The organism is Amycolatopsis sp. NBC_01307 (assembly GCF_035975215.1).
Classification (GTDB): Bacteria; Actinomycetota; Actinomycetes; order Mycobacteriales; family Pseudonocardiaceae; genus Amycolatopsis.
Genome location: NZ_CP108403.1, coordinates 137,034 through 161,320 on the forward strand (window position 1 = coordinate 137,034; position 24,287 = coordinate 161,320).

The window sequence follows — 24,287 nt, forward strand, 5'->3', positions numbered from 1 at the left end:
CCGAGCGGACATGCCACACTGGAGCAGACCGACGGCGATCGGCGCGAGCGGAGGTGAAGCGCGATGGCAGCACCGACTGAACCCGATTCCGGGCTCAGCATCCCACCGCACCCCGACGGCTGGACGGTCGACGAAGTCCTCGCACTGCCGGAGGATCAGACCTCACTCCAGCGGATCGAACTCGTGGACGGGGCACTCCTCGTGAGCCCATGGCCACGGCTGGAGCACCAGCGTCTTGTCGGTATCCTGTGGGGCCAGCTCTCTGCGGGGGCTGGAGATCAGTTCGAAGTCTTCCCCGGAGCGAATGTCGTACTCGGGAACCGCGGTAACCGCCTGCTGATACCGGATCTCGTGGTGGCCGACGAGTGTGGTCTGACGGGCGTGAGCCTGACCGAGAAGCAGGTCGTTCTTGTCGTCGAGATCGTGTCGCCGTCCTCCAGGGTGCAGGACCGGATCCTCAAACGGGTTGTCTACGCCGAAGCCCTGATCCCGTTCTACCTCCTGGTCGAGCCGGGCGAGCCGGACACCGCGACCCTCTTCGAACTCCAACGCGGCGAGTACGAACCCATCGCCAAGAGCGAAGCCGGGAAGCTCACCTTCACCCGGCCCTTCGAAGCCGAGATCACCCTGGCCTGACCGGGCTTTGTACAAAAGCTGTACGCGGCCGCGGGAGGGTCCGGTGCATGGACATCGGACACCTTCCGCGGCGTACCTTCCTTCGCGGTGCCACCGGCCTCGCCGTCGCCGGGGCGGGCGGCCTGCTTCTGCCCGCCGTGGCCAGGGCCGCGCAAGCGCCGCGGATCTACAGCTGTGCCGAGTGGGGTGCGCGGCCGCCGTCGGACGAACTCGTCACTCTCGACCATCCGGCGAACCGGATCCTCATCCACCACATCGCCAGCGCCAACAGCACCGACTACTCCCTCGACCACGCCTTCCAGGTCGCCCGCGACGATCAGCACGACCACATGGACAACAACGACTGGTCCGACACCGGCCAGCACTTCACCGTCAGCCGCGGCGGCTACCGGCTGGAAGGGCGGCACGGCAGCCTCGACGCGCTGCGCGGCCGGACCACCATGATCCAGGGCGCGCACTGCCCCGGCCAGAACACCAACGCCATCGGCATCGAGAACGAAGGCCTCTACACCAGCGTCGAACCGCCGCAGACCCAGTGGGACTCGCTCGTCGTGTTCTGCGCCTACATCTGCCGCCAGTACGGCATCCCGGTCGCGGAGATCAAGGGCCACCGCGACTACTACAACACCGAATGCCCTGGCGATCGCCTCTACGCCAAGCTGCCGCAACTGCGGACAGAGGTCGCGAACGCCCTAGTGTAGGTACCGCATCACGGCGCACAGCTCCGCCGGCGACAGGCGTCCGAACCGGTCGATCTCGCCGCGGCGGACGTCCACCAGCGTCGTCGCCAGTTCCGGGCCGAACGCCTTCGTCAGCGCTTCGTCCGCTTCGAACGCCGTGACGGCTTCGGCGAGTGTCTTCGGCAGCCGCTCGGCCGCGGGCAACGTCCCGGGGTCGACGTCGACCGGCTCCGGCAGCGTCGCGTCGGCGTCCACGCCGGCCAGGCCGGCGAACAGCAGCGCGGCCACCACCAGGTACGGGTTCGCGGTCAGGTCGAAGCACTTGACCTCGAAGTTCGCCGCCCGGTCGCGCTGGCCGGCCACGCCCTGCACCAGCCGCAGCGGCGCCTCGCGGTTCTCCAGGCCCCACGCCAGGAACACGCCCGCCCAGTGGTGCGGCTCCAGCCGCAGGTAGCTGACCACCGACGGCGCGCCGATCGCCAGCAACGCGGGCAGCCGCGAGAAGATCCCGGCGCCGAACGCCTCCGCCGTCGAGGTCAGCCCGAACCGGCGGTCGCCGCCGGCGCAGAGGTTGCGCTCGCCGTGCCACAGGCTCAGGTGCACGTGACCGCCGTTGCCGACGCCGTCCGGCGCGAACTTCGGCGTGAACGACGCGCGCAGCCCGTGCTGCTGGCTGACCGCCCGGATCGTCTCGCGGGTCAGCACCGCGATGTCGGCCGCGCGCACCGGGTCGTCCGCTGCCACCGACAGCTCGAACTGCCCGGCCGCGTACTCCGGGTGGATCTGTTCCACCGCAACACCTTGCGCGGCCAGCGCCGACACCAGCGCTCGCAGGTACGGCGCCTGCGCGGAAAGCCGCGCGTAACCGTAGGCCGGGCCCGCCGTCGCCGAGCGCGGGTCGTCCGGCGCGTCCGCCGTCGTGATCACCCATTCGATCTCGAACGCGGTCCGGACGTCGTAGCCCAGCGCCGCGAGCCGCGCCGTCGCCGCGGCCGCCTGCGCCCGGGAGTCCTGCGGGTGGGGGACGCCGTCCTGGTCGTAGCGGTTCGCCGGCGCCCACGCCCAGCCGGGCTGCGCGGCCAGCGGGACGAGCGCGTCGAGGTCCGGGTGCAGCCGCAGGTCGCCGACCGGGCCGCGCGAGTAGGTGCCGTCCACGATCTCGTCGGTGGCCAGGAAGAAGTCGAAGGAGTTCGACGCGCCGACGCCCCACGCGGCCGCCGACCACAGCCGGTCCACCGGGACGGCCTTCGTCCGGGTGATGCCGCTGTTGTCCACGAAGGTCAGCGCGACCAGCTCCACCCCGGCGGCGCGCAGGCCGTCGGCCCGGATGGCGCCCTGCTGCGCGAGTTCTGCCCGATCGAGCCGGCTCATCCTGCTCCTGTTCACTGGATACCCCGAGAAACCGGATACCTTGGGAAAGTGGAGGAGATCGTGTCAGACGCCGTCGAAACCCGTCCAGCGGCGGGCCGCGCATGACCGGGCTGCTCCCGTTCGTGGCGGACCTGCCGCTCGTGGACCACCACGGCCACGGCGTCCTCACCCGGGACGTGGTCCGCGCGGACTTCGAGGCCCTGCTGACCGAGGCCGACACGACGTCGCCGCTCGGCACCAGCCTGTTCGACTCGCTCATCGGCCTGGCCGTGCGCGAACGCTGCGCGCCCGTGCTCGACCTGCCGAAGCACGCGCCCGCCGACGTCTACCTCGACCGCCGCGCCGAGCTGGGCGCGGCCGAGGTGGCGCGGCGGTTCCTGCGGGCCACCGGCACGACCGACTTCCTGCTGGACGGCGGGTTCCTCCCGGAGTCCGTGACGTCGACGCCGGAGTTCGGCGCCCTCGCCGCGACCCGGGCGCACGACGTCGTCCGGCTGGAGCAGGTCGCGGAGGCGGTGATCGCGGGCACGACCGCGGCGGGGTTCGCCGCGGCCTTCGCCGGCGAGCTGGGGAAACGCGCCGCGACGGCCGTCGGGCTCAAGTCGATCGCCGCCTACCGCGTCGGCCTCGGCCTGGCGGGGGAGCGGCCGTCGCCGTCCGAAGTGACGGCCGCGGCGGAACGCTGGCTGCGCTCCGGAGACGTCCGGCTGGCCGACGAGGTGCTGCACCGCCACCTCGTCTGGACCGGGCTCGACCTGGGCCTGCCGGTGCAGTTCCACGTCGGGTACGGCGACTCCGACGTCGACCTGCACCGCTGCGACCCGCTGCTGCTCACCGGCTTCCTGCGGGCGACGCGCGACCGCGGCGTGCCGATCCTGCTGCTGCACAACTACCCGTTCCACCGCCAGGCGGCCTACCTCGCGCAGGTCTTCGAGCACGTCTTCGTCGACGCCGGCCTGATCACGCACAACGCGGGGTTCCGGGCGCCCGCGATCCTGGCCGAGCTGCTGGAGATCGCGCCGTTCGGGAAGGTGCTGTTCGCCACCGACGCGTTCGGCCTGGCCGAGCTGTACCACCTGGGCACGGCGCTGTTCCGGCGCGGCCTGTCGGACTTCGTGCGCGCCGCGCTCGCCGCCGACGCGATGTCCGAAGTGGACGCCGTCCGGCTGTGTGCTTTGGTGGGGCACGAGAACGCGAAGAGGATCTACCGCTTGGAGCACGTGTGACCGACCTGTGGACCCGGTGGACCCGGGCGATCGACGACGAACTGCCCGCCGCCGTCGCCCTCCGGCACGCCGTGCACGCCGACCCGCGCGGCTCCGGCGACGAGGAGGACACCGCCCGGCTGGTCACCGCGGCGATCGGCGCGGGTGACGGCGTCCGCGTCGCCAAGACCGGCCGCGCGATCCCGCTGCCCGGCGCGGCGGCCGACGGCCCCGCGGTCGCCCTGCGCGCCGAGCTGGACGCGCTGCCGGTCACCGAGCGCACCGGCGTGCCGTGGGCGTCGGAGACCGACCTGATGCACGCGTGCGGCCACGACGTGCACTTGGCGGCGCTGGTCGCGGTGGCCCGTGCGGCGGTGCGGGTCGAGGTGCCGCGCCCGATCCTCGCGCTGCTCCAGCCGCGGGAGGAGACCTCACCCTCCGGCGCGCTCGACGTCGTCGAGTCCGGGCTGCTCGCCGAGCACCGGGTGGACACCGTGATCGGCGCGCACGTCCAGCCCCGGCTCGCGGACGGGGCCGTGTCGGCCGTGCCGGGCCCGGTCAACGCGTCCACCGACGAGTTCGAGGTCGTCCTGCACGGCCAGGGCGGGCACGCCGGTTACCCGCACATGCTGCGCGACCCGATCCTCGCGCTGTCGCAGCTGGTGGTGAGCCTGCAGCAGCTGGCGTCGCGCCGGATCGACCCGGTGTTCGGCGCGGTCTGCTCGGTCGGCCGGATCCAGGCCGGCACCGCGGCGAACGTCGTCCCGAACTCCGCGAGCGCGGCCGGCTCGCTGCGGCTGATGCGCGCGGAGGACCGTGAGCGCGCGCTCGAAGCGCTGGCGCAGATCGTGCACGGCACCGCGGCGGCCCACGGCTGCACCGCCGAGCTGCGGATCAGCCCGTGCGAGCCGGTGCTGCACAACGACCCGGCCCTGGCCGCGGCAGCGCAGCGCTGGCTGGTGCACAGCGGCGCCCGCGTCGACCACGAGTTCCGCTCGTTCGGCGCCGACGACTTCGCGCACTACTGCGGCGGCGAAACCCGTGGCCTGATGCTGTTCGTCGGCCTCGGCGACACCGCCGGCGCGCCCAGCCTGCACGACGAGGTGTTCCTCCCCGGCGACGACGCCGTCACCCGCGTCGCGCACGCGCTGGTGGCGGGCTACCTGGCCGCGACGGAGGCGGAGTCCCGCTAGCTCGGGAGACGCGCTACGGTGGCCCCGTGATTTCCGCCTCGGCCGCCTTCCTCGCGACGATCCCCAGCCCCGACCGCGGGGTCTGGCACCTGGGGATCATCCCGATCCGCGCCTACGCCCTGTGCATCATCGCCGGCATCATCGTCGCGATCTGGTGGGGTGAACGGCGCTGGGTCGCCCGGGGCGGCACCAAGGGCACGATCATCGACATGGCGGTGTACGCCGTGCCGTTCGGCCTGGTCGGCGGCCGGTTGTACCACGTGATCACCGACCCCGAGCTGTACTTCACCGAGGGCAAGAACCCCTGGAACGCCTTCGCGATCTGGGACGGCGGCCTCGGCATCTGGGGCGCCATCGCGCTCGGCGCGGTGGGCGCGCTCATCGCGTGCCGCCGCAAGGGCGTCCCGCTGCCGGCGATGGCGGACGCGATCGCCCCCGGCATCATCGTCGCGCAGGCCATCGGCCGCCTCGGCAACTACTTCAACCAGGAGCTCTACGGCGCGCACACCGACCTGCCGTGGGGCCTGGAGGTCTACCAGCGCTTCAACCCGGACGACCCGGAGAACCTGCTCAACGGCGTCGCGACGGGCCACATCCCGCTGCCGGAGAGCCCGGTCCACCCGACGTTCCTGTACGAGCTGATCTGGAACCTGCTGATCGCCGGCCTGATCGTCTGGGCCGACCGGAAGTTCAAGCTCGGCCACGGCCGGGTGTTCGCGCTGTACGTCGCGGGCTACACGGTGGGCCGCGGCTGGATCGAGATGATGCGGACCGACACCGCGAACCACATCCTCGGCCTGCGGGTCAACGTGTGGACGTCGATCCTGCTGTTCCTCGCCGCGGTGATCTACTTCGTGCTGGCGGGCCGGCGCGGGCCGCGGGAAGCCCCGGAACTGCTGGCGGGCAAGGACGCGCTCGCGGTGCCCGCAGCGGACGCTGCGGCCGAGGACGAAGACGAAGACGAAGACGCCGTGAAGGTGCCCGCGGAGGCCCCGGTCGAGAAGCCTGCGGAAGAAACCCCGGTCGTGGACGAACCGAAGAAGACCGACGACTGACGCGTCAGAGGTCCGGCAGGCCCAGGTCCAGGTTGGGGGACTGGAGCCCGCCGTCGACCTCGAGGATCTTGCCGGTGATGTAGCCGCCGGCCCGCGAGGCCAGGAAGACCACGGTCGCCGCGATGTCCTCCGCCTCGCCGATCCGGTGCAACGGCGTCGCGGACTCCATCTTCTCCTTGAGCTCCGGGTTGCCGACCACGATCTCCAGCGCCGACGTCGCCACCGAGCCCACCGAGATCGCGTTCACCCGCACGCGTGGTGCGAGGTCGGCCGCCGCGAGGCGGGTCCAGTGGGCCAGCGCGGCCTTCGCCGTGCCGTACGCGACGAAGCCGCGGCCGCCGACCCGGCCCATGATCGACGAGATGTTGACGACCGAGCCGCCCGTCTTGACGAGGGAGGGCGCCGCCGCGACGGTCAGTGCGTGCGCCGTCGAGACGTTGAAGCGGAACGCCTCCTCGAGGAACTCAGGCGTCGTCTCGAGCAGGGGCCGCGGGTAGGTGCCGCCGACGTTGTTGACCACCAGGTCGAGGCGCCCGAACTGCTCGACGGCCACCGCGGCGAGCGTCGCGGCGGCGGCCGGGTCGGCGAGGTCGAGCGGGACGACGTGGGCGCGCCGGCCCGCCGAGAACACCCGGGAGGCCACTTCTTCGAGCTGGGCTGCCGTCCGGGAGGCGATGACCACGTCGGCGCCCGCTTCGGCGAGGGCCACGGCGGTGGCCGCGCCGATCCCGCGTCCGGCGCCGGTGACCACCGCGACCTGGCCGGGCAGCCGGAACCGGTCGAGGATCATGCGGGAAATGTAACACGTTCTACTAACATGCGGGAACGCCTCGAAGGGGGCGTTGCGGCCATCGGACCGGGCGGCGTCGGCCGCGTCACGTTAGACTTGACGCAGGTTTCCGGGTCGTATACTTAGCAGAGCGAACTACCGGGAACTCATCAGGAACTACGTCGTTCCGCGCGGCCAGATCGTTACCGTCCGACGTTGTTCGGGGCGCTCTGAATTGATGCTGGCATGTTTCCCAGGTGTTAAAGTCGCGCTAACGAGCGGGCCATCGTCGTCCCGTGCGCTCCCCGGCCGCTAGCCCGGCCAGCACGAACAGACGACGAAGGAGGTCCCTTCATGATCTTCTCCGCCATTCCCGGCAAGCAGGGTCTCTACGATCCGGAGACCGAACAGGACTCCTGCGGTGTGGCCATGGTGGCCGACATCCGCGGCCGCCGCTCCCATGGCATCGTCACCGACGGCCTCGCCGCGTTGACCAATCTGGACCACCGAGGCGCCGCCGGTGCCGAACCCACCAGCGGCGACGGCGCCGGCATCCTGCTGCAGCTGCCCGACGAGCTGCTGCGTGCGGAAGCCGGTTTCGAGCTGCCCGAACCCGACGAAAACGGCCACCACCGGTACGCGGCGGGGATCGCCTTCCTGCCCGCCGACGCCGAGCAGCGCCGCAAGGCCGTCGAGCTGGCCGAACGCATCGCCGTCGAAGAAGGACTCGAAGTCCTGGGCTGGCGCGAGGTCCCGGTCGACGCCGACCGCGCCGACATCGGCCCGTCCGCCCGCTCGGTCATGCCGCACTTCGCGATGCTCTTCGTCGCCGGCGACGGTGCCGCGGGCCTCGAGCTGGACCGCCTGGCCTTCTGCCTGCGCAAGCGCACCGAGCACGAGAGCGGGATCGCGGGCTGCGGCACGTACTTCCCGTCGCTGTCCTCGCGGACGATCGTCTACAAAGGCATGGTCACGCCGGAGCAGCTGCCCGCGTTCTTCGGCGACCTGCGCGACGAGCGGCTGGCGAGCGCCATCGCGCTGGTCCACTCCCGCTTCTCCACCAACACGTTCCCGTCGTGGCCGCTCGCGCACCCGTTCCGGTTCGTGGCCCACAACGGCGAGATCAACACCATCCGCGGCAACCGCAACCGCATGCGGGCCCGCGAAGCGCTGCTCGAATCGGACCTCATCCCCGGCGACCTGACCCGGCTGTTCCCGATCTGCTCGGCGGACGCGTCGGACTCGGCCTCGTTCGACGAGGTCCTGGAACTGCTGCACCTGGGCGGCCGGTCGCTGCCGCACGCGGTGCTGATGATGATCCCGGAGGCGTGGGAGAACCACGCCACGATGAAGCCCGCGCGCCGCGCCTTCTACCAGTTCCACGCGAGTCTGATGGAACCGTGGGACGGCCCGGCCTGCGTCACCTTCACCGACGGCACGCTGGTCGGCGCGGTCCTCGACCGCAACGGCCTGCGCCCGGCGCGCTGGTGGCGCACCGCCGACGACCGCGTCGTGCTCGCCAGCGAGGCGGGCGTCCTGGACGTCGCCCCGAAGGACGTCGTCGCGAAGGGCCGCCTCAAGCCCGGCCGGATGTTCCTGGTGGACACCGCGGCCGGCCGGATCGTCGACGACGAAGAGGTCAAGTCCGAGCTGGGCAAGGACCTGCCGTACGAGGGCTGGCTGCACGCCGGCCTGCTGAAGCTCGCCGAGCTGCCCGACCGCGACCACGTCGTGCAGAGCCACGACTCGGTGCTGCGGCGCCAGCTTTCCTTCGGCTACACCGAGGAAGAGCTCAAGATCCTGCTCGCGCCGATGGCCGAGAAGGGCGCCGAGCCGATCGGCTCGATGGGCTCGGACACCCCGGTCGCGGTGCTGTCCCAGCGATCTCGGCTGCTCTACGACTACTTCAAGCAGAACTTCGCGCAGGTGACCAACCCGCCGCTGGACGCGATCCGCGAAGAGCTCGTCACGTGCATGGCGCGGATCATGGGCCCGGAGCGCAACCTCCTGGCCCCGGGACCGGCGTCGTGCCGGCACCTGAAGCTGCCGTACCCGGTGATCGACAACGACGAGCTCGCCAAGCTCATCCACATCAACGACGACGGCGACCTGCCGGGCTTCGCGTGCAGTGTCCTTTCCGGACTGTACGAAGTGGACGGCGGCGCCGAGGCGCTGGCGTCGGCGGTCGAGCGCGTCCGGCGTGAGGCGTCCGAGGCGATCGCGGCCGGGGCGCGCACGCTGGTGTTGTCCGACCGCGACTCCGACCACCGGATGGCGCCGATCCCGTCGCTGCTGCTGGTTTCCGCGGTGCACCACCACCTGGTGCGCACGAAGGAACGCCTGCGCGTCGCGCTGGTCGTCGAATCCGGCGACGCCCGCGAGGTGCACCACATCGCGCTGCTGCTCGGCTACGGCGCCGCCGCGGTGAACCCGTACCTGGCCTTCGAGACCATCGAGGACATGATCGGGCAGGGCGCCGTCACGGGCATCGAGTCCGGCAAGGCGATCCGCAACTACGTGCAGGCGCTCGTCAAGGGCGTCCTGAAGATCATGTCCAAGATGGGCATCTCGACGGTCGGCGCGTACACCGCCGCCCAGGTCTTCGAATCCCTCGGCCTGGCCCAGGATCTGCTCGACGAGTACTTCACCGGGACGTCGTCGAAGCTCGGCGGCGTCCGGCTCGACGTGCTCGCCGAAGAGGTCGCCGTCCGGCACCGCCGCGCGTACCCGGACAACCCGACCGACCGCGTCCACCGTGGACTCGACACCGGCGGCGAGTACGCCTACCGCCGCGAGGGCGAGCTGCACCTGTTCTCGCCGGAGACGGTGTTCCTGCTGCAGCACGCGTCCAAGACCGGCCGCGAAGAGGTGTACCGCAAGTACACCGACGAGGTGCACCGCCTCTACCGCGAGGGCGGCACGCTGCGCGGGCTGTTCGCCTTCCGCGACGGCGTCCGCGAGCCGGTGCCGCTCGACGAGGTCGAGCCGGCCGAGGCGATCTTCAAGCGCTTCAACACCGGCGCGATGTCGTACGGCTCGATTTCCGCCGAGGCACACGAAACCCTGGCCATCGCGATGAACCGGCTCGGCGGCCGGTCCAACACGGGCGAGGGCGGCGAGGACCCGGAGCGGCTCTACGACCCCGAGCGCCGCAGCGCGATCAAGCAGGTCGCTTCGGGCCGGTTCGGCGTCACCAGCGAGTACCTCGTCAACGCCGACGACATCCAGATCAAGATGGCGCAGGGTGCGAAGCCCGGTGAGGGTGGCCAGCTGCCGCCGAACAAGGTGTACCCGTGGATCGCGCGGACCCGGCACTCCACGCCGGGCGTCGGGCTCATCTCGCCGCCGCCGCACCACGACATCTACTCCATCGAGGACCTCGCCCAGCTGATCCACGACCTCAAGAACGCCAACGAGCACGCCCGCATCCACGTGAAGCTGGTGTCCTCGCTCGGTGTCGGCACGGTCGCGGCGGGCGTGTCCAAGGCGCACGCGGACGTCGTGCTCATCTCGGGGCACGACGGCGGCACCGGCGCGTCCCCGATGAACTCGCTCAAGCACGCCGGCACGCCGTGGGAGATCGGCCTCGCCGAGACCCAGCAGACGTTGCTGCTCAACGGGTTGCGCGACCGGATCACCGTGCAGGTGGACGGCGCCATGAAGACCGGGCGCGACGTCGTCATCGCGGCGCTGCTCGGCGCCGAGGAGTACGGCTTCGCGACGGCCCCGCTCGTCGTCGCGGGCTGCATCATGATGCGCGTCTGCCACCTCGACACCTGCCCGGTCGGCGTCGCCACGCAGAGCCCCGAGCTCCGCAAGCGCTACACCGGCCAGGTCGAGCACGTCGTGAACTTCTTCAAGTTCGTCGCCCAGGAAGTACGGGAAACCCTGGCGGCACTGGGCTTCCGCACGCTCGACGAGGCCATCGGGCACGCCGAGCTGCTGAACACGGACGAGGCCGTGCACCACTGGAAGGCGTCCGGTCTGGACCTGTCGCCGATCTTCGAGATGCCGGCCGAGACGCCGTACGGCGGCGCGAAGCGGCGCACCCGCGGCCAGGACCACGGCCTCGAGCACGCCCTGGACCGCACGCTCATCCAGCTCGCCGAGGCGGCCCTGGAAGACGCGCACCCGGTGCGGCTCGAACTGCCGGTGCGCAACGTCAACCGGACCGTCGGCACGCTGCTCGGCTCGGAGATCACCCGCCGCTACGGCGGCGAAGGCCTGCCCGAGGGCACGATCCACGTCCTGCTCACCGGGTCCGCGGGCCAGTCGCTCGGCGCGTTCCTGCCGCGCGGCATCACCCTCGACATGGTCGGCGACGCCAACGACTACGTCGGCAAGGGCCTGTCCGGCGGGCGGATCATCGTCCGCCCCGACCCGGACGCGTCCTTCGCCGCCGAGGCGCAGACGATCGCGGGCAACACGATCGCCTACGGCGCGACCGGCGGCGAGCTGTTCCTGCGCGGCCAGGTCGGCGAACGCTTCTGCGTCCGCAACTCCGGCGCCACCGTCGTCGCCGAGGGTGTCGGCGACCACGCCTTCGAGTACATGACCGGCGGCCGCGCCGTGGTGCTCGGCCCGACCGGGCGGAACCTGGCGGCCGGCATGTCCGGCGGCATCGCGTTCCTGCTCGACGTCGACCGCAAGAAGGTCAACCAGGACATGGTGGACCTGCTCAAGCCGACCGCGGACGACCTGGCCTGGCTCAAGAAGACCGTGCAGCAGCACTACGATCTCACCCGCTCCGCGGTGGCCGCGTCGCTGCTCGGCGACTGGCCGCGCCGCAGCGTGGCGTTCACCAAGGTGATGCCGCGGGACTACCAGCGGGTCCTGGACGCGGCGAAGGCGGCGAAGGCCGCGGGCCGCGACGTCGACGAGGCGATCATGGAGGCCGCTCGTGGCTGACCCGACCGGCTTTCTCAAGTACGACCGCGAAGAGCCCAAGAAGAAGTCCAAAGAGGACCGGCTCCACTCGTGGGGCGAGGTCTACGTGGACGTCGATCCGGGCGTGCGCAACGAAGACGTCCGCAAGCAGGCGTCGCGGTGCATGGACTGCGGCATCCCGTTCTGCCACTCCGGCGGGTCCGGTTGTCCGCTGGGCAACCTGATCCCGGAGTGGAACGACCTCGTCCGCCGCGGCGACTGGGCCGCCGCCAGCGATCGGTTGCACGCCACCAACAACTTCCCCGAGTTCACCGGGAAGCTGTGCCCCGCGCCGTGCGAGGCGGGCTGCGTGCTGTCGATCTCGCCGCTCTCGGGCGGGCCGGTGTCGATCAAGCGCGTCGAGCAGACGATCGCCGACCAGTCCTGGGAAGCGGGCTACGTCCAGCCGCAGGTGGCGGAAGTGTCGTCGGGGCAACGGGTCGCGGTCGTCGGCTCCGGCCCGGCCGGGCTCGCCGCCGCCCAGCAGCTGACGCGCGCCGGGCACGAGGTCACCGTCTTCGAGCGGGACGACCGGCTCGGCGGGCTGCTGCGCTACGGCATCCCCGAGTTCAAGATGGAGAAGAAGGTCCTCGACCGGCGGCTCGCGCAGCTGCAGAAGGAGGGCACCAAGTTCGTCACCGGCTGCGAGGTCGGCGTCGACCTGACGGTGGAGGACCTGCGCGAGCGGTACGACGCCGTCGTGCTCGCGGTCGGCGCCCTGCGCGGCCGCGACGACACGACCACGCCCGGGCGCGAGCTGTCCGGCGTGCACCTGGCGATGGAACACCTGGTGCCGGCCAACAAGTTCGTCGAGGGTGACGGCCCGTCGCCGGTCGACGCGCGCGGCAAGCACGTCGTGATCATCGGCGGCGGCGACACCGGCGCCGACTCCTACGGCACGGCGACCCGCCAGGGCGCGCTTTCGGTGACCCAGCTGGACCAGTACCCGATCCCACCGTCCACCCGGGACGACGACCGCTCGCCGTGGCCGACCTGGCCCTACATCCTGCGCACCTACCCGGCGCACGAGGAGGCGGGGGAGCGGAAGTTCGCCGTCGCGGTCAAGCGGTTCGTCGGCGACGACGCCGGCCGCGTCACGGCGGTCGAGCTGCAGCAGGTGAAGGTGCAGAAGGACCCCGCGACCGGACGCCGTGAGGTCATCCCGGTCGGCGACGACGTCGAGACGCTGCCGGCGGACCTGGTCCTGCTGGCGATCGGCTTCGAGGGCGTCGAGGACATGCCGCTGCTGGGCGGCCTCGGGCTGTCGCTGACCAAGCGCGGCACGCTGTCGTGCGGTGCGGACTGGCAGACCGAGACACCGGGTGTGTTCGTCTGTGGCGACGCCCACCGCGGCGCGTCGCTGGTGGTCTGGGCGATCGCCGAAGGCCGGTCGGTGGCCAACGCGGTCGACACGTACCTGACCGGCGCGTCCGACCTGCCGTCCCCGGTGCACCCGACGGCGTTGCCACTCGCCGTCGTCTGAGCGCGTTGCGGAAAGGGCCCTTTCCGTATTCGAGCGGCGCCCGCCACAATGGTCGGGAAATGGGGGTCCGTTCCGACCATGGGCGCACACATCGCGTTTCTCGCGGTTCCGGCGGCGGGGCACGTCAACCCGACCCTGCCGCTGGTCGAGGAGCTGGTCCGGCGCGGGCACCGGGTCACCTACGCCACCGGCCCGGCGCTGCGGGACGCCGTCGCCGCGGCGGGGGCGGCGCCGGTCGTCCCGGACGCGCCGTGGGCGAAGGTGGCCGCCGCGCGCAGCCGGACCACCGAGGAGGTCGCCGAGACGCTCACCGGCGCACTCGACGTCACCCGCGCGGTGCTGCCGCGGCTGACGGAGGTGTTCCGCGAAGATCCGCCGGACGTCGTCTGCTACGACTCGCTGACGCCGTTCGGGCCGGTGCTGGCCCACCGGCTCGGCAGCCCGTCGGTGGCGACGGTGCCGACGTTCGCGGGCAACGACGTGTTCGACCCGACGACCCTGCTGGCCCCGCCCGACTTCGACCCGGGGCACCCGCGGCTGGCCGAGTACGCCGCCGCCCAGGCCCGGTTCGCCGCGTCCGCCGGCGTCCCGGCCGGTACGCCGGCCTCGGTGGGCCGGCTCGCGGACCGGAAGCTCGTCTTCCTCCCGCGCGAGTTCCAGATCGCCGGTGACACCTTCGGGGCCGACTACCGGTTCATCGGCGCGTCGTTCGGCTCCCGGGCCGCGGACTGGACGCCCGCGGCCGGCCCGGTGCTGTTCGTCTCGCTGGGCACGGTCGTCAACGACCGCCCCGACTTCTTCGCCGCGTGCGTGACGGCGTTCGGCGGCACCGGCCGGCCCGTAGTGCTGGCGCTCGGCGAGCGCGTCGACCCGGCCCGGCTGGGCCCGATCCCGGCGAACTTCGAGGTCCGGCCGTACTTCCCGCAGCCCGCCGTGCTGCGGCACGCGGCGGTGTTCCTGTCGCACACGGGGATGAACTCCACGATGGAGGCGCTGCTGTGCGAGGTGCCGCTGGTGTCCTACCCGCAGACGCCGGAGCAGACGGTCAACGGCCGCCGCGTCGAGGAGCTGGGCCTGGGCCGGGTGCTCACCGGCCCGCTCGACCCGCGGGAGCTGCGCCGGACGGTCGACGAGGTCGCGGCGGACCCGGCGATCCGCGCGAACCTGACCCGGATGGCGCGCCACCTGCGCGCGGCCGGCGGCCCGCGCGCCGGCGCTGACACGATCGAGGAGCTGCTCGCCTGACTCCGGGGCACCGTGCCGAGTCGGTTTCTTCCGGCTTGCTGACTTCGCGAGGGCGGAACGTCAGCCGGTCAACGCGGTGAGCAGAGCCCAGTAACCGCCGCCACCGACGACGACGCCCATCGTCGGCCCGGCGAGCCGCGACCACGCCACCCAGCCGAACCGGTGGGAGCGCCGACGGGCCGCGGGGGAGCGCCGGCACCTCGGGCGCGACCGCGTGCGGGGAGATCTCGACCTTCGCGCCTGCCGTGACCAGCGGGCTGACCAGCCCGGTATCGGCGACCGGAGAGCCCGGCGATCGGCAGCGGGACCCGGCGCCGTCACGTGATGGCCGTCCCACTCGCCGCGCTTCGCCCCGCGGACGATGACGGCCATCGGGATCAGCGAGCCCGTGACGGCGATGAGGAGTCCCCAGCTCAGTGCGGAGAGCCACCGGTGGCCGGTCGCGTCCCAGGCGAGCGCGAGGGGCAACGCGAGCACCCAGACCCAGGGAGCGAGGAGCTCGGTGGCCCACCTGGCGGAACGAAGCACAGCGCGAACCTTATCCTGGAGGGGTGAACTGGACTGTGGACGTCCCCGTCGACACACTGCCCGAACTGCCGCCGCTTCCGCCCGAGCTGCGGGCCCGCCTCGACGCGGCCCTGGCCCGGCCCGCGGCCCAGCAGCCGGAGTGGCCCGATCCGGAACTCACCAACCGGGTGCGCGGGGTGCTGGAGAGCGTGCCGCCGATCACCGTCCCGGCCGAGATCGACCGGCTGAAGAGCCGGCTGGCGATGGTCGCCCGCGGTGAAGCGTTCCTGCTCCAGGGCGGCGACTGCGCGGAGACGTTCGAGTCGAACACCGAGCCGCACATCCGGGCCAACCTGCGCACCCTGCTGCAGATGGCGGTCGTGCTGACCTACGGCGCGAGCCTGCCGGTGGTCAAGGTCGGCCGCATCGCCGGCCAGTACGCGAAGCCGCGCTCGGCCGCGACGGACGCGCTGGGCCTGCCGGTGTACCGCGGCGACATCATCAACTCGCTGGTCGCCAAGCCCGAGCTGCGTGTGCCCGACCCCGGCCGGATGATCCGCGCCTACGCGAACGCGGGCGCGGCGATGAACCTGGTCCGCGCCCTCACCGGCGCCGGCATGGCCGACCTGCACCAGGTGCACGACTGGAACAAGGACTTCGTGTCGGCGTCGCCGGCGGCGCAGCGCTTCGAGGCGCTGGCCAACGAGATCGACCGCGGCCTGCGGTTCATGTCGGCCTGCGGCGTCACCGACACGTCGCTGCAGTCGACCGAGATCTTCGCCAGCCACGAGGCCCTGCTGCTCGACTACGAGCGCTCGATGCTGCGGCTCGACAACGCCGACGCGTCGAACCCGAAGCTGTACAACCTGTCGTCGCACTTCCTCTGGATCGGCGAGCGGACCCGCCAGCTGGACGGCGCGCACATCGCGTTCGCCGAGCTGCTGGCCAACCCGATCGGGTTGAAGATCGGCCCGACGACCACGCCGGAGCAGGCCGTGGAGTACGTCGAGCGGCTCGACCCGCGCGTCGAGGCGGGCCGGCTGACGCTGATCGCGCGGATGGGCAACGGCAAGGTCCGCGACGTGCTGCCGGGCATCGTCGAGAAGGTCGAGGCGTCCGGGCACAAGGTCATCTGGCAGTGCGACCCGATGCACGGCAACACGCACGAGTCGTCCACCGGGTACAAGACGCGCCACTTCGACCGGATCGTCGACGAGGTCCAGGGCTTCTTCGAGGTCCACAACGAGCTCGGCACCTACCCGGGCGGCATCCACGTCGAGCTGACCGGCGAGGACGTCACCGAGTGCCTGGGCGGCGCCCAGGAGATCTCGGACATCGACCTCTCGGGCCGCTACGAGACGGCGTGCGACCCGCGCCTGAACACGCAGCAGTCCCTGGAACTGGCGTTCCTGGTCGCGGAGATGCTCCGCGGCTGAGGCTCAGGAGGCGTCGAGCAAGCGGGACGCGGACTTCAGGACCGCGTCCCGCAGCGAGCCGATGTCCGGCACCGCTTCGCCGTTGACCTGGAGTCCGATGTGGACCGAGTCGCGGTAGGTGGCCACCGCGATGCCGACCGCGTGGCGGGGGGCCAGCGGGACGAACGGGTAGACCTCCGCCAGCGGTGCGCCGTCGATCGAGAGGCGGGCCGGGGGGAGCGGGACCGTGGTGATCACCAGGTCGAACAGCAGCGGTGCGGCCTGGCCCGCGGTGCGCGTGCCCAGCCGGTGCAGCAGGGCCGGGACGCGGTCGGCCAGCAGCGGCAGCGCTCCCGCACCGCGGCTCGGGCCCGCCGCCTTGTTGCGGTTCATCGCGCGTCGGACGACGCGCAGGCGCTCGACCGGGTCGTCCTCGCCGACCGGCAGGTCGCACAGGTAGCCGGACAGCTTGTTGCCGCCGAGCTGGTCACCCGAGCGGCCGCGGACGCTCACCGGGATCAGCGCGCGCAGTGTGCGGCCGTCGGCGCGGTGGCCGCGGTTCACCAGCCACTCGCGCAGCGCGCCGGACAGCACCGCCAGCACGACGTCGTTGGTGGTGCCGCCGTGGGCCCGGCGCACCCGGCGCAGCTCCGCGAGCGGCAGCCGCACGAACCCCAGCCGGCGTTCGGCCGAGGCCGGCGCCGACACCGGGGACAGCGTCGGGCGGGTGGCCCGCACCACCGACGAGGCGATGCCGGCGGCTTCGTTGGCCTGGTCCCAGACCGTGCCGAGCGCGCCCTTCACCGTGTCCAAAGTGGACCGCTGGGCCGGGATCCGGCGGGCCGGCGCGGCAGGCAGCTTGACGCCGTCGAGCAGCCCGGCCGCGACCGCGTACGCCCCGGCACCGTCGGTGAGCGCGTGGTGCAGCTTCATCAGCAACGCGAACTGCCCGCCGGGCAGGCCGGTGACCAGGGTGAGGTCCCACAGCGGCCGGCCGGTGTCGAGCGGCTCGGCGATCCACCGCGACGCGTAGGCCGTCAGCGGGTCCGGGTCGTAGAGCGAGCTGAGCTCGACGTGGTGGATGTGTTCCGCGGCAACAAAATCCGCGTCTTCGGTCCAGCGGGCGGCGCCGGGCGGGAACAGCTCCGAGCGCGCCCGCTGGCGCAGCTTCGGGAGCCGGGCGGCGCGTTCGGCGAGGATCGCGGTCAAGGCCGGCGGATCCACCGGCCGTCGCGCGGTGAACGTGATCACCGCACCCATGTGCATCGGGGACTTTTCGCTTTCCAGGCAAAGGAAAGCGACGTCGAGTGCGCTGAGCGGCGAGCCTGCCATAAGCGACCTTTCCCATCAGGCGTTCGCGGGTCTGCACGGCCACGTGCGACGAGGGGAGGAGAAAGCCACTGCACCAGCCCGACGTGACGCGCGGGTGGTCGAAGTGTTTCGTCGACGCTAACTAACCACCCCATTCAGCCATTCGAGATACCCCGGGCAGCGGTGCCCGGGGTCACAGATCAACCGGTTTTTATTCGCCGGGCGGGGTTTCGGGCGTGTCCGCCCGGGCCGTGGCGGTCCCCCAGTCGGGGGTCAACGCCACCTGCTTGCCGACGCGGCGCACCGGCAACGCACCGGCGTGGCGCTTGCCGAGCCCGGGCCAGATCTCCGCGGCGTCCTTCGCCGCGGCGCGGATCGCGCCGCCGTCGAGCGTCGTCCGGGACTCTTCGATGCCCCGGCCGCGCCACTGGACGACCAGTTTGAGCGGCCCCGCCGACGGCAGCGGCCACAGGAACACCTCGTGCTCGACGGCGAAGCGTGTCCCGCCGACCGCCTGCGCCCGCAGCACCGGCCCGTCCGGCTCGCTCGCCGAGGGCACCGAAATGGTCTCCGAGCTGGCCCGGCTCCCGTCGGCGTAGAGCACGCCGATGAGCAGGCCGTTGTAGTCGGGGACCCGCCGGTGGTCGATCAGGCCTTCCGCGGGGTCGTCGACCAGGCTGTCGCGCGAGTACACCGTGACCCGCAGGGTGACCGCCTCCGGCCACACCTCGACGGCCCGCAGCGCGACGATCGTGCGCTCGGACCGGCCCAGCGCCTGCGCCCACGGCAGCACGGCCGGGACGATGTGCTCGCGCGGGGGATCGGTCCAGTGTCTGCCGTTGAAGGCGTACAGCTCCTGCTCCGGAACGGGGAACAGGGGACGTTCGCGGGGACCGCCGGTGAAGAAGTTCATCGGGCGGCCCGCGACGTGCTGTCCGGCACCATGCGCCCACGGTAAGGCAACGTCCCGGGAATTTCCGCCCCCGAACGGGCGTACGGCCCTCGTCTCCCGTGATCCGGGACACAAGGGCCGTACGCAGCGTGCGCGATCAGTCGCTCAGCTTGAGGTCCCGGTCGCTCAGCTTCAGCTCGCCGTTCTTGCCGGCGCTCTCGTCGAGCTCCTTGTCCGCCGGCTTGCCCATCGACTCCATCAGCTGCCGGGCCAGGCCGAGACCGGTCCCGCCGAGCGACAGCGCCTTGGCGAACATGTCGGACATGCCGTCCGCGCCGTTGAGCACGACCATGTGGTCGATGTTGCCGAACGCGCTCGCGCCCGCCTCGACGATCTCCGGCCAGCGCTCGGCCAGCTGCTGCGCGACGACGGCTTCCTGGTTCTCCGCCAGCGCCGCGGCGCGCGCCTTGATGGCGTCCGCCTCGGCGAGACCCTTCGCCCGGGCCGACTCGGCTTCGGCGAGACCCTTCGCCTTCGCGGCTTCCGCGTCGGCGAGACCGCGGGCCTTCGCCGCGGCCGCCTCCGCTTCACCGGTCGCCCGGGTCGCCCCGGCCGCCGCTTCCGCACGGGCCTTCGTCGCCTGCGCCTCGGCTTCGGCCGCGGTCTTGACGCGGGTCGCGTCCGCCGCCGCCCGCAGCTCGGTCTCCTTCGCCTCGGCCTGGGCCTTGGCGATCGAAGCGTCACGGGCCGCGTCGGCCGCCGTGCGCGTGTCGTACGCCTTCGCGTCGGCCGGCTTGCGGACCTGCGACTGCAGCCGCTGCTCGGCCAGCGCCGCCTCCAGCTCGGCCGCCCGCGTCTCCTGGACGACGACCTCCTGGCGCGCGGTCGCCTCGGCCAGCGGACCGGACTGGGACATCTTCGCCCGCGCCTGGTCGACCTCGGCCTGGTAACCGGCCTGCTGGATCTGGCTCGCGCGGACCGCGGCCGCCTTCTTCGCCGCCGACTCCTGCTCGACCTGGGCGGCTTCCTGGTCGCGCTGCGCCTCGGCGATCCGGGCCGACGCGGCGATCGCGGCGGCGTGCGGCTTGCCGAGGTTGAGGATGTAGCCCGATTCGTCGTCGATCTCCTGGATCTGCAAGGAGTCCACGATCAGGCCGAGCTTGATCATCTCGGTGGCCGAGGACTGGCGCACCTCACCGGTGAGCGCGTCCCGGTTGTGGATCATCTCCTCGATGGTCAGCCCGCCCACGATGGAGCGCAGGTGCCCGGAGAAGAGCTCGTGGATCGTGTCGTTCATGCCCTTCTGCTGGTCCAGGAACCGGCGGGCGGCGTTGGCGATCGACGAGAAGTCGTCGCCGACCTTGTAGATCACCACGGCGCGCACGGTGACCGGCAGCCCCTGCCGGGTCACGCAGGACACCTGCAGGTTGACGCCCCGGGTGTCCAGTGACAGCCGCCGGGCGGTCTGGAACCCGGGGATGACGTTCACGCCGCGGCCGGTGATGATCTTGAAGCCCAGGCTGTCCGCGGTCTCGCTGCGTTCGACCCGGATCCCCCAGCCGGACACGATCAGCGCTTCGTTCGGCTCCGCGACCTTGTACAGGACCCGCAGCAGTCCGAAGATCACGATCACGGCCACGACGGCGATGCCGACGATCAGCAGGATGCTCATTGGCCTCCCACACCCCTCAGTTCAGTCTTCTGTTGTTGGTAGCCCTTCGACGCCGCTAACGGCTCAGTGGTTGCCACCGTTCGACATAAACCGTGCGGGGAGGTTCGAAGTCCACGACGAGCACCTGCGTGCCCGAGGCGAAGGTCGCTTCGGGGTCGATCGGGTAGGCGTAGAAGGCCTCGGTGCCGCCGCGGACGCTCAGCAGCACCTCACCGATGAGGCCGGGGCCGATCGTGCCGGTCACGCGCCCGCGGCTGCCGATCATCCACCGAAGCCCTTCAGCTTGACCTTGGAGCCCTTTTGCACGAACGTGCCCGGCTGCGGGTCCTGCTGGAAGACGAAGTCGAACCCGCCGCCCCCGCCGCGCCCGCGGCCGCCGTCGCGGTCGGCCTGCAGCCCGGCCTGCTCGAGGAGCTTCTGGGCGTCGTCGAACGAGCGGAACCGGACGTCCGGCACCTGGACGGCGTTGTTGAGGAACACGCCGATCCGCTTCGCTGTCGCCTGCGAGTTGGCCCCCGGATCGGTCCGCGTGACGGCGCCGCCCGGGACGTTCTGGTTGAACTCCTCGCCCGCCTGGAACGGCTCGAACCCGGCCTGCTGCAGGAGCTGGAACGCCTCGTCCTTGCTCTTCCCGGCGACGTCCGGGACCGGCGGCAGCGGGATCGGGCCCTTGGACACGATGATCGTGACCTGGCCGTTGATGTTCAGCTGGCTGCCGGCGCCGGGTTCGGTGCGGATCACCGCGCCCTGCGGGACGTCGGCGTCGAAGTCGTCGGTGCCGCGGACCGGGGTCAGCTGCGCCGTCTTGATCGCCTGCTCGGCGTCGGGCAACGCGGTGCCCGGGCGGATGTCCGGCACGGCCGGGCGGCCCTTGGACAGCACGACCGACACCGTCGAGTTCGGCGTCAGCGTGGTGCCCTCGGGGGGTTCGTTGCGCAGCACGGTGTTCGACGGCACCGTGTTGTCGAACTCCTGGCTGAACTGCGGCGTCAACTTCGCCGAGCGCAGGGCGTCACCCGCCGCCGCCTGGTTCAGCCCGACGAGCTTCGGCACCGTCGACGTCTTGTCGCCGCCGGTGTCGGTCAGCATGAAGATGAACGCCGTGATCAGCCCGCCGAACAGCAGCACCGCCCCGGCGATCAGCGCGATCCGCTTGCGGTTGTCCGCCGGCTTCTCGGGTTCCGGCTCGGCCCGCCGGCGGGGCGGGCGCGGCGGGACGTTCCCGGCCGCGGGGATCCCCGGCGGCGGGGTGCCCGGGTGGCCGGGGTGGCTGAGCGCCCGCGTCGCGTTCGGGCGGTGCACCGGCATGGTCTTCCCGGTGTCGGGCTGCACCTGCGGGATCCGCGGCAGCGTGCGCTCGGTGTCGGCGATGTCGCCCTGGCCGTGGGACACCGGGACCGGCACGGTGACCGGCAGCAGGCCCAGCTGCGCGCGCACCGCGGTCAGCTCGGTGAGGAACTCCCCGGCGTCGGCGGGCCGCAGCTCGGGGTCGCGCCGGGTCGCGCGCGTGATCAGGTCGTCGAGCGCGGCCGGCAGGTCCGGGCGCAGCTCGCTCGCCCGCGGGACGTCGTCGTTGACGTGCCGGTAGGCCACCGAGATCGCGGTGTCACCGGTGTAGGGCGCGCGGCCGGTGAGCATTTCGTAGAGCAGGATCCCGGCCGAGTAGACGTCGCCGCGCGCGTTGGCCGCGCCGGTGGTGACCTGCTCGGGGGAGAGGTAGGCGACGGTGCCGAGGATGACGCTCGCGCTCGTCGTCCCGGCGCTGGCCACGGCCCGCACGAGACCGAAGTCGGCGACCTTGACGACGCCGCCGGTGTGCGGCCCGGACCGGCCGATCAGCACGTTCTCGGGCTTGACGTCGCGGTGCACCAGCCCGGCCCGGTGCGCGGCGGCGAGCGCCGACAGCACGGGCTCGGCGACGCTCAGCGCGAGCGCGATGTCGAGCGGGCCCTTCTCGTCCAGCAGGTCCCGCAGGGTGCCGCCGTCGACGAGCTCCATGACCAGGAAGGCGAGGCCGCCCTCCTCGCCCTTGTCGTGCACCGCCACGACGTTCGGGTGGTGCAGCTGGGCGGCCGACTGGGCCTCCCGCACGAACCGGTCCACGAACGACCGGTCGTCCGCGAAGCGCGGATCCATGATCTTGATCGCGACCTGGCGGTCCAACCGGGTGTCCGTCCCCTGGTAGACCGACGACATCCCGCCGTGGGCGAGCAGCCGGTCCACCCGGTAGCGCCGCTCGAGCAGCGTGCCGACCAGGCTGGGGTGGGTGCGTGTCACGAGTAGGGATCGTACGGAACCCGGCACGCCGCGTGGAGGAGACCTCGCGGGTCACCCGTGCGCACTAGCGGGAGAGGGGGGCGAATGTGGCACAGTGTCACCTGTGAGTGGGATTCCTGTCGCCGAAGACGTCCTGGCCGCCGACATCGCGGTGCTGCCGCTGCCGGAGGTCGCGACCGCCCTCGGGACGTCGACCAACAAGGTCCGCCAGCTGCTGCGCGAGGGCGAGCTGATCGCCCTCAAACGAGGCGGCGAGCTGTGCGTCCCGAGCGCGTTCCTCGTCAAGGACGGCGTGGTCAAGGGCCTGTCCGGCACGATAACCGTGCTCGACGACTCCGGGTTCAGCCGCACCGAGATGCTCCGCTGGCTGTTCACCGTCGACGAGTCGCTGCCGGGCAACACGCCGGTCAACGCGCTGCGCACGAGCCACGGCACCGAGGTGAAGCGGCGCGCCCAGGCGATGGCCTTCTGACCTGGCACAACGCGGCCGCCAGCTGAACGGCCGCGGCCGTGAGCAGGCACGCCGGGATCGACCGCGCCGCCAGCGGGCCGGCCAGTGCCGCCCCGGCGGCCAGACCGGTGATCTTGACGCTCGCCGCCGTCGTGAACACCTGAGCCCGCACGCGTGCGGGCGTCTCCCGGTGCCGGATCGCGAACAGGGCCGTGAGCTGAGGTCCTTCGGCGAATCCGGCCAGCGCCGCGGCCGTGACCAGGAGTTTCCCGTCGGTCGCTGACGCCGCGACGACGCAGCTCGCGGCCAGGACCAGCGTGCTCGCCCAGACGACCGTGTCGGGTGCGAGCCGTTTTCCGGCGAAGACGGCGTTGGCCAGCAGTGACGCCACCGCGAGGACGGTCATGAGCAGTGTGCCGTCCGCGGCGCTCCCGAGGTGCGCGGCGCCGAGCAGGGGATAACAGACGGTGACCATCCCGACCCCGGCGCACGAGAGCGTGGACGTCGAGGTGGCCCGCCGGAGCGGCGTGTTGCGCAGGAGAACGCCGAAGCCGTCCACGAGCTGTTTCCCGAGCCGGGTCGTCGCCGGGCGGGGTCTGGTGGGGAGAGTCCAGGCGACCGGAAGCGCGGCGGCGACCATGCCGACCGCCACGGCCAGGGCGACCGGGGCACCGGCGAGGGTGGCCAGGAGACCGGCGAGCCCGGGTCCGGCGAGGGCCGCGGCGGTGAAGGTCAACGCATCGAGACGGCTGGCGGTGGCGGGGACGGGTCCCGCGACCGAGGGCAGCTGAGCCGACCGGCCACTCACGACCGACGGCAGCTGAGCCGTCCAGCCGCCCGCGATGGCCGGGTTGAGCAGGCCCGTCAGCGCCGCCAGTGCGACCACCGACCACAGCGGCAGGTGCCCGAACACCGCCGTCACCAGGGCTATCCCGCCCGCGTACCCGGCCAGCGCGACGGCGAGCAGCCTTCCCGGCGCCGGGCTGCGGTCCAGCAGGGCCCCGAACACCGGGCCACCCGCCGCGGCCGCCGCGGTCAGGCCCGCCAGCAGCGCCGCCCCCGCGTGCGGGCCGGCGGTCAGGCCCAGCAGCAGGAGCGCGGGCCCGGACAGCTCGTCGCCGGTCCGGGCGAGCGTCGCCCCGGTGAGGTACCCGGCGAGTCTGTAACGGCTCGACATGATCGAGACGTTACAGTGAGGC

Annotated in this window: 18 protein-coding genes; 10 read left to right on the forward strand and 8 right to left on the reverse strand. The window is 72.1% G+C overall.

Going from position 1 to position 24,287, the window contains the following annotated elements; all coding sequences use genetic code 11:
* Positions 1–63 precede the first annotated feature (63 nt).
* Both OG439_RS00725 and OG439_RS00730 read left to right on the forward strand, forming a co-directional pair.
* A complete protein-coding gene (locus OG439_RS00725) occupies positions 64–636 on the forward strand; it encodes a Uma2 family endonuclease (RefSeq protein ID WP_326947409.1) in 573 nt (190 codons plus the stop codon).
* A 47-nt stretch (positions 637–683) separates the two neighbouring features.
* Positions 684–1,337, forward strand: a complete 654-nt coding sequence (locus tag OG439_RS00730; protein WP_326947410.1) for a peptidoglycan recognition protein family protein — start codon at positions 684–686, stop codon at positions 1,335–1,337.
* Here the strand turns inward: OG439_RS00730 and OG439_RS00735 are convergent.
* Positions 1,329–2,687 carry a glutamine synthetase family protein gene (locus tag OG439_RS00735; RefSeq protein WP_326947411.1) on the reverse strand — a complete coding sequence of 453 codons (1,359 nt, stop codon included), beginning with the start codon at positions 2,685–2,687 and terminating at the stop codon, positions 1,329–1,331. The two genes, OG439_RS00730 and OG439_RS00735, sit on opposite strands and share 9 nt — an antisense overlap.
* 101 nt (positions 2,688–2,788) lie before the next feature.
* On the opposite strand from OG439_RS00735, the gene OG439_RS00740 reads away from it, so the two are divergent.
* From OG439_RS00740 to lgt, 3 genes are read left to right on the forward strand one after another with little or no spacing between them, the layout of a single operon-like run.
* Entirely contained in the window at positions 2,789–3,913 is a 1,125-nt protein-coding gene (locus tag OG439_RS00740; RefSeq protein WP_326947412.1) for an amidohydrolase family protein, read from the forward strand.
* On the forward strand, positions 3,910–5,085 hold the full coding sequence (locus tag OG439_RS00745; protein WP_326947413.1) for a M20 metallopeptidase family protein: 1,176 nt from the start codon (positions 3,910–3,912) through the stop codon (positions 5,083–5,085). Before OG439_RS00740 ends, OG439_RS00745 begins: the two co-directional genes overlap by 4 nt.
* A gap of 26 nt (positions 5,086–5,111) precedes the next feature.
* Positions 5,112–6,140 carry a prolipoprotein diacylglyceryl transferase gene (gene lgt, locus OG439_RS00750; RefSeq protein ID WP_326947414.1) on the forward strand — a complete coding sequence of 343 codons (1,029 nt, stop codon included), beginning with the start codon at positions 5,112–5,114 and terminating at the stop codon, positions 6,138–6,140.
* A 4-nt stretch (positions 6,141–6,144) separates the two neighbouring features.
* On the opposite strand, the gene OG439_RS00755 is transcribed toward lgt, so the two are convergent.
* The gene (locus OG439_RS00755; protein ID WP_326947415.1) at positions 6,145–6,930 is read right to left on the reverse strand and encodes an SDR family oxidoreductase; all 786 of its coding nucleotides are present in this window, start codon (positions 6,928–6,930) and stop codon (positions 6,145–6,147) included.
* Between the two features lie 333 nt (positions 6,931–7,263).
* Between OG439_RS00755 and gltB the strand changes: the two genes are divergently transcribed.
* The 4 genes from gltB to OG439_RS00780 all read left to right on the forward strand — a co-directional run bounded on the left by gltB (position 7,264) and on the right by OG439_RS00780 (position 16,506).
* Positions 7,264–11,817, forward strand: a complete 4,554-nt coding sequence (gene gltB, locus OG439_RS00760; RefSeq protein WP_326947416.1) for a glutamate synthase large subunit — start codon at positions 7,264–7,266, stop codon at positions 11,815–11,817.
* The gene (locus tag OG439_RS00765; protein WP_326947417.1) at positions 11,810–13,318 is read left to right on the forward strand and encodes a glutamate synthase subunit beta; all 1,509 of its coding nucleotides are present in this window, start codon (positions 11,810–11,812) and stop codon (positions 13,316–13,318) included. The genes gltB and OG439_RS00765 overlap by 8 nt, the downstream gene beginning before the upstream one ends.
* Positions 13,319–13,396: 78 nt before the next feature.
* Positions 13,397–14,563 (forward strand): macrolide family glycosyltransferase, encoded by a 1,167-nt coding sequence (locus tag OG439_RS00770; RefSeq protein ID WP_326947418.1) that lies wholly within the window; start codon positions 13,397–13,399, stop codon positions 14,561–14,563.
* A 551-nt stretch (positions 14,564–15,114) separates the two neighbouring features.
* Positions 15,115–16,506: a class II 3-deoxy-7-phosphoheptulonate synthase gene (locus OG439_RS00780; RefSeq protein ID WP_247062925.1), complete on the forward strand. Its 1,392-nt coding sequence runs from the start codon at positions 15,115–15,117 to the stop codon at positions 16,504–16,506.
* A 3-nt stretch (positions 16,507–16,509) separates the two neighbouring features.
* Here the strand turns inward: OG439_RS00780 and OG439_RS00785 are convergent, their stop codons facing one another.
* The 5 genes from OG439_RS00785 to pknB all read right to left on the reverse strand — a co-directional run bounded on the left by OG439_RS00785 (position 16,510) and on the right by pknB (position 22,637).
* Positions 16,510–17,751 (reverse strand): wax ester/triacylglycerol synthase family O-acyltransferase, encoded by a 1,242-nt coding sequence (locus OG439_RS00785; RefSeq protein ID WP_442792274.1) that lies wholly within the window; start codon positions 17,749–17,751, stop codon positions 16,510–16,512.
* Positions 17,752–18,007: 256 nt separating this feature from the next.
* Positions 18,008–18,709, reverse strand: coding sequence for a hypothetical protein (locus OG439_RS00790; RefSeq protein ID WP_326947420.1), 702 nt, complete (start codon positions 18,707–18,709; stop codon positions 18,008–18,010).
* Positions 18,710–18,845: 136 nt separating this feature from the next.
* Positions 18,846–20,360, reverse strand: coding sequence for an SPFH domain-containing protein (locus OG439_RS00795; protein ID WP_326947421.1), 1,515 nt, complete (start codon positions 20,358–20,360; stop codon positions 18,846–18,848).
* Between the two features lie 55 nt (positions 20,361–20,415).
* A complete protein-coding gene (locus tag OG439_RS00800) occupies positions 20,416–20,625 on the reverse strand; it encodes a hypothetical protein (RefSeq protein WP_326947422.1) in 210 nt (69 codons plus the stop codon).
* Positions 20,622–22,637, reverse strand: coding sequence for a Stk1 family PASTA domain-containing Ser/Thr kinase (pknB, locus tag OG439_RS00805; RefSeq protein ID WP_326947423.1), 2,016 nt, complete (start codon positions 22,635–22,637; stop codon positions 20,622–20,624). The genes OG439_RS00800 and pknB overlap by 4 nt, the downstream gene beginning before the upstream one ends.
* Positions 22,638–22,740: 103 nt before the next feature.
* Here pknB and OG439_RS00810 point away from each other — a divergent pair, with 103 nt between their 5' ends.
* Positions 22,741–23,109, forward strand: a complete 369-nt coding sequence (locus OG439_RS00810) for an Rv2175c family DNA-binding protein (protein ID WP_247062933.1) — start codon at positions 22,741–22,743, stop codon at positions 23,107–23,109.
* On the opposite strand, the gene OG439_RS00815 is transcribed toward OG439_RS00810, so the two are convergent.
* Positions 23,045–24,265: an MFS transporter gene (locus OG439_RS00815; protein ID WP_326947424.1), complete on the reverse strand. Its 1,221-nt coding sequence runs from the start codon at positions 24,263–24,265 to the stop codon at positions 23,045–23,047. The genes OG439_RS00810 and OG439_RS00815 overlap by 65 nt on opposite strands.
* Between the last annotated feature and the right edge of the window lie 22 nt (positions 24,266–24,287).

Bases quoted from the DNA above. Each gene is read 5' to 3' on its own strand.
- OG439_RS00725 (WP_326947409.1), top strand. From the start codon at position 64: ATGGCAGCACCGACTGAACCCGATTCCGGGCTCAGCATCCCACCGCAC.
- OG439_RS00730 (WP_326947410.1), top strand. From the start codon at position 684: ATGGACATCGGACACCTTCCGCGGCGTACCTTCCTTCGCGGTGCCACC.
- OG439_RS00735 (WP_326947411.1), bottom strand. From the start codon at position 2,687: ATGAGCCGGCTCGATCGGGCAGAACTCGCGCAGCAGGGCGCCATCCGG.
- OG439_RS00740 (WP_326947412.1), top strand. From the start codon at position 2,789: ATGACCGGGCTGCTCCCGTTCGTGGCGGACCTGCCGCTCGTGGACCAC.
- OG439_RS00755 (WP_326947415.1), bottom strand. From the start codon at position 6,930: ATGATCCTCGACCGGTTCCGGCTGCCCGGCCAGGTCGCGGTGGTCACC.
- gltB (WP_326947416.1), top strand. From the start codon at position 7,264: ATGATCTTCTCCGCCATTCCCGGCAAGCAGGGTCTCTACGATCCGGAG.
- OG439_RS00770 (WP_326947418.1), top strand. From the start codon at position 13,397: ATGGGCGCACACATCGCGTTTCTCGCGGTTCCGGCGGCGGGGCACGTC.
- OG439_RS00785 (WP_442792274.1), bottom strand. From the start codon at position 17,751: ATGCACATGGGTGCGGTGATCACGTTCACCGCGCGACGGCCGGTGGAT.
- OG439_RS00790 (WP_326947420.1), bottom strand. From the start codon at position 18,709: ATGAACTTCTTCACCGGCGGTCCCCGCGAACGTCCCCTGTTCCCCGTT.
- OG439_RS00795 (WP_326947421.1), bottom strand. From the start codon at position 20,360: ATGAGCATCCTGCTGATCGTCGGCATCGCCGTCGTGGCCGTGATCGTG.
- OG439_RS00800 (WP_326947422.1), bottom strand. From the start codon at position 20,625: ATGATCGGCAGCCGCGGGCGCGTGACCGGCACGATCGGCCCCGGCCTC.
- OG439_RS00815 (WP_326947424.1), bottom strand. From the start codon at position 24,265: ATGTCGAGCCGTTACAGACTCGCCGGGTACCTCACCGGGGCGACGCTC.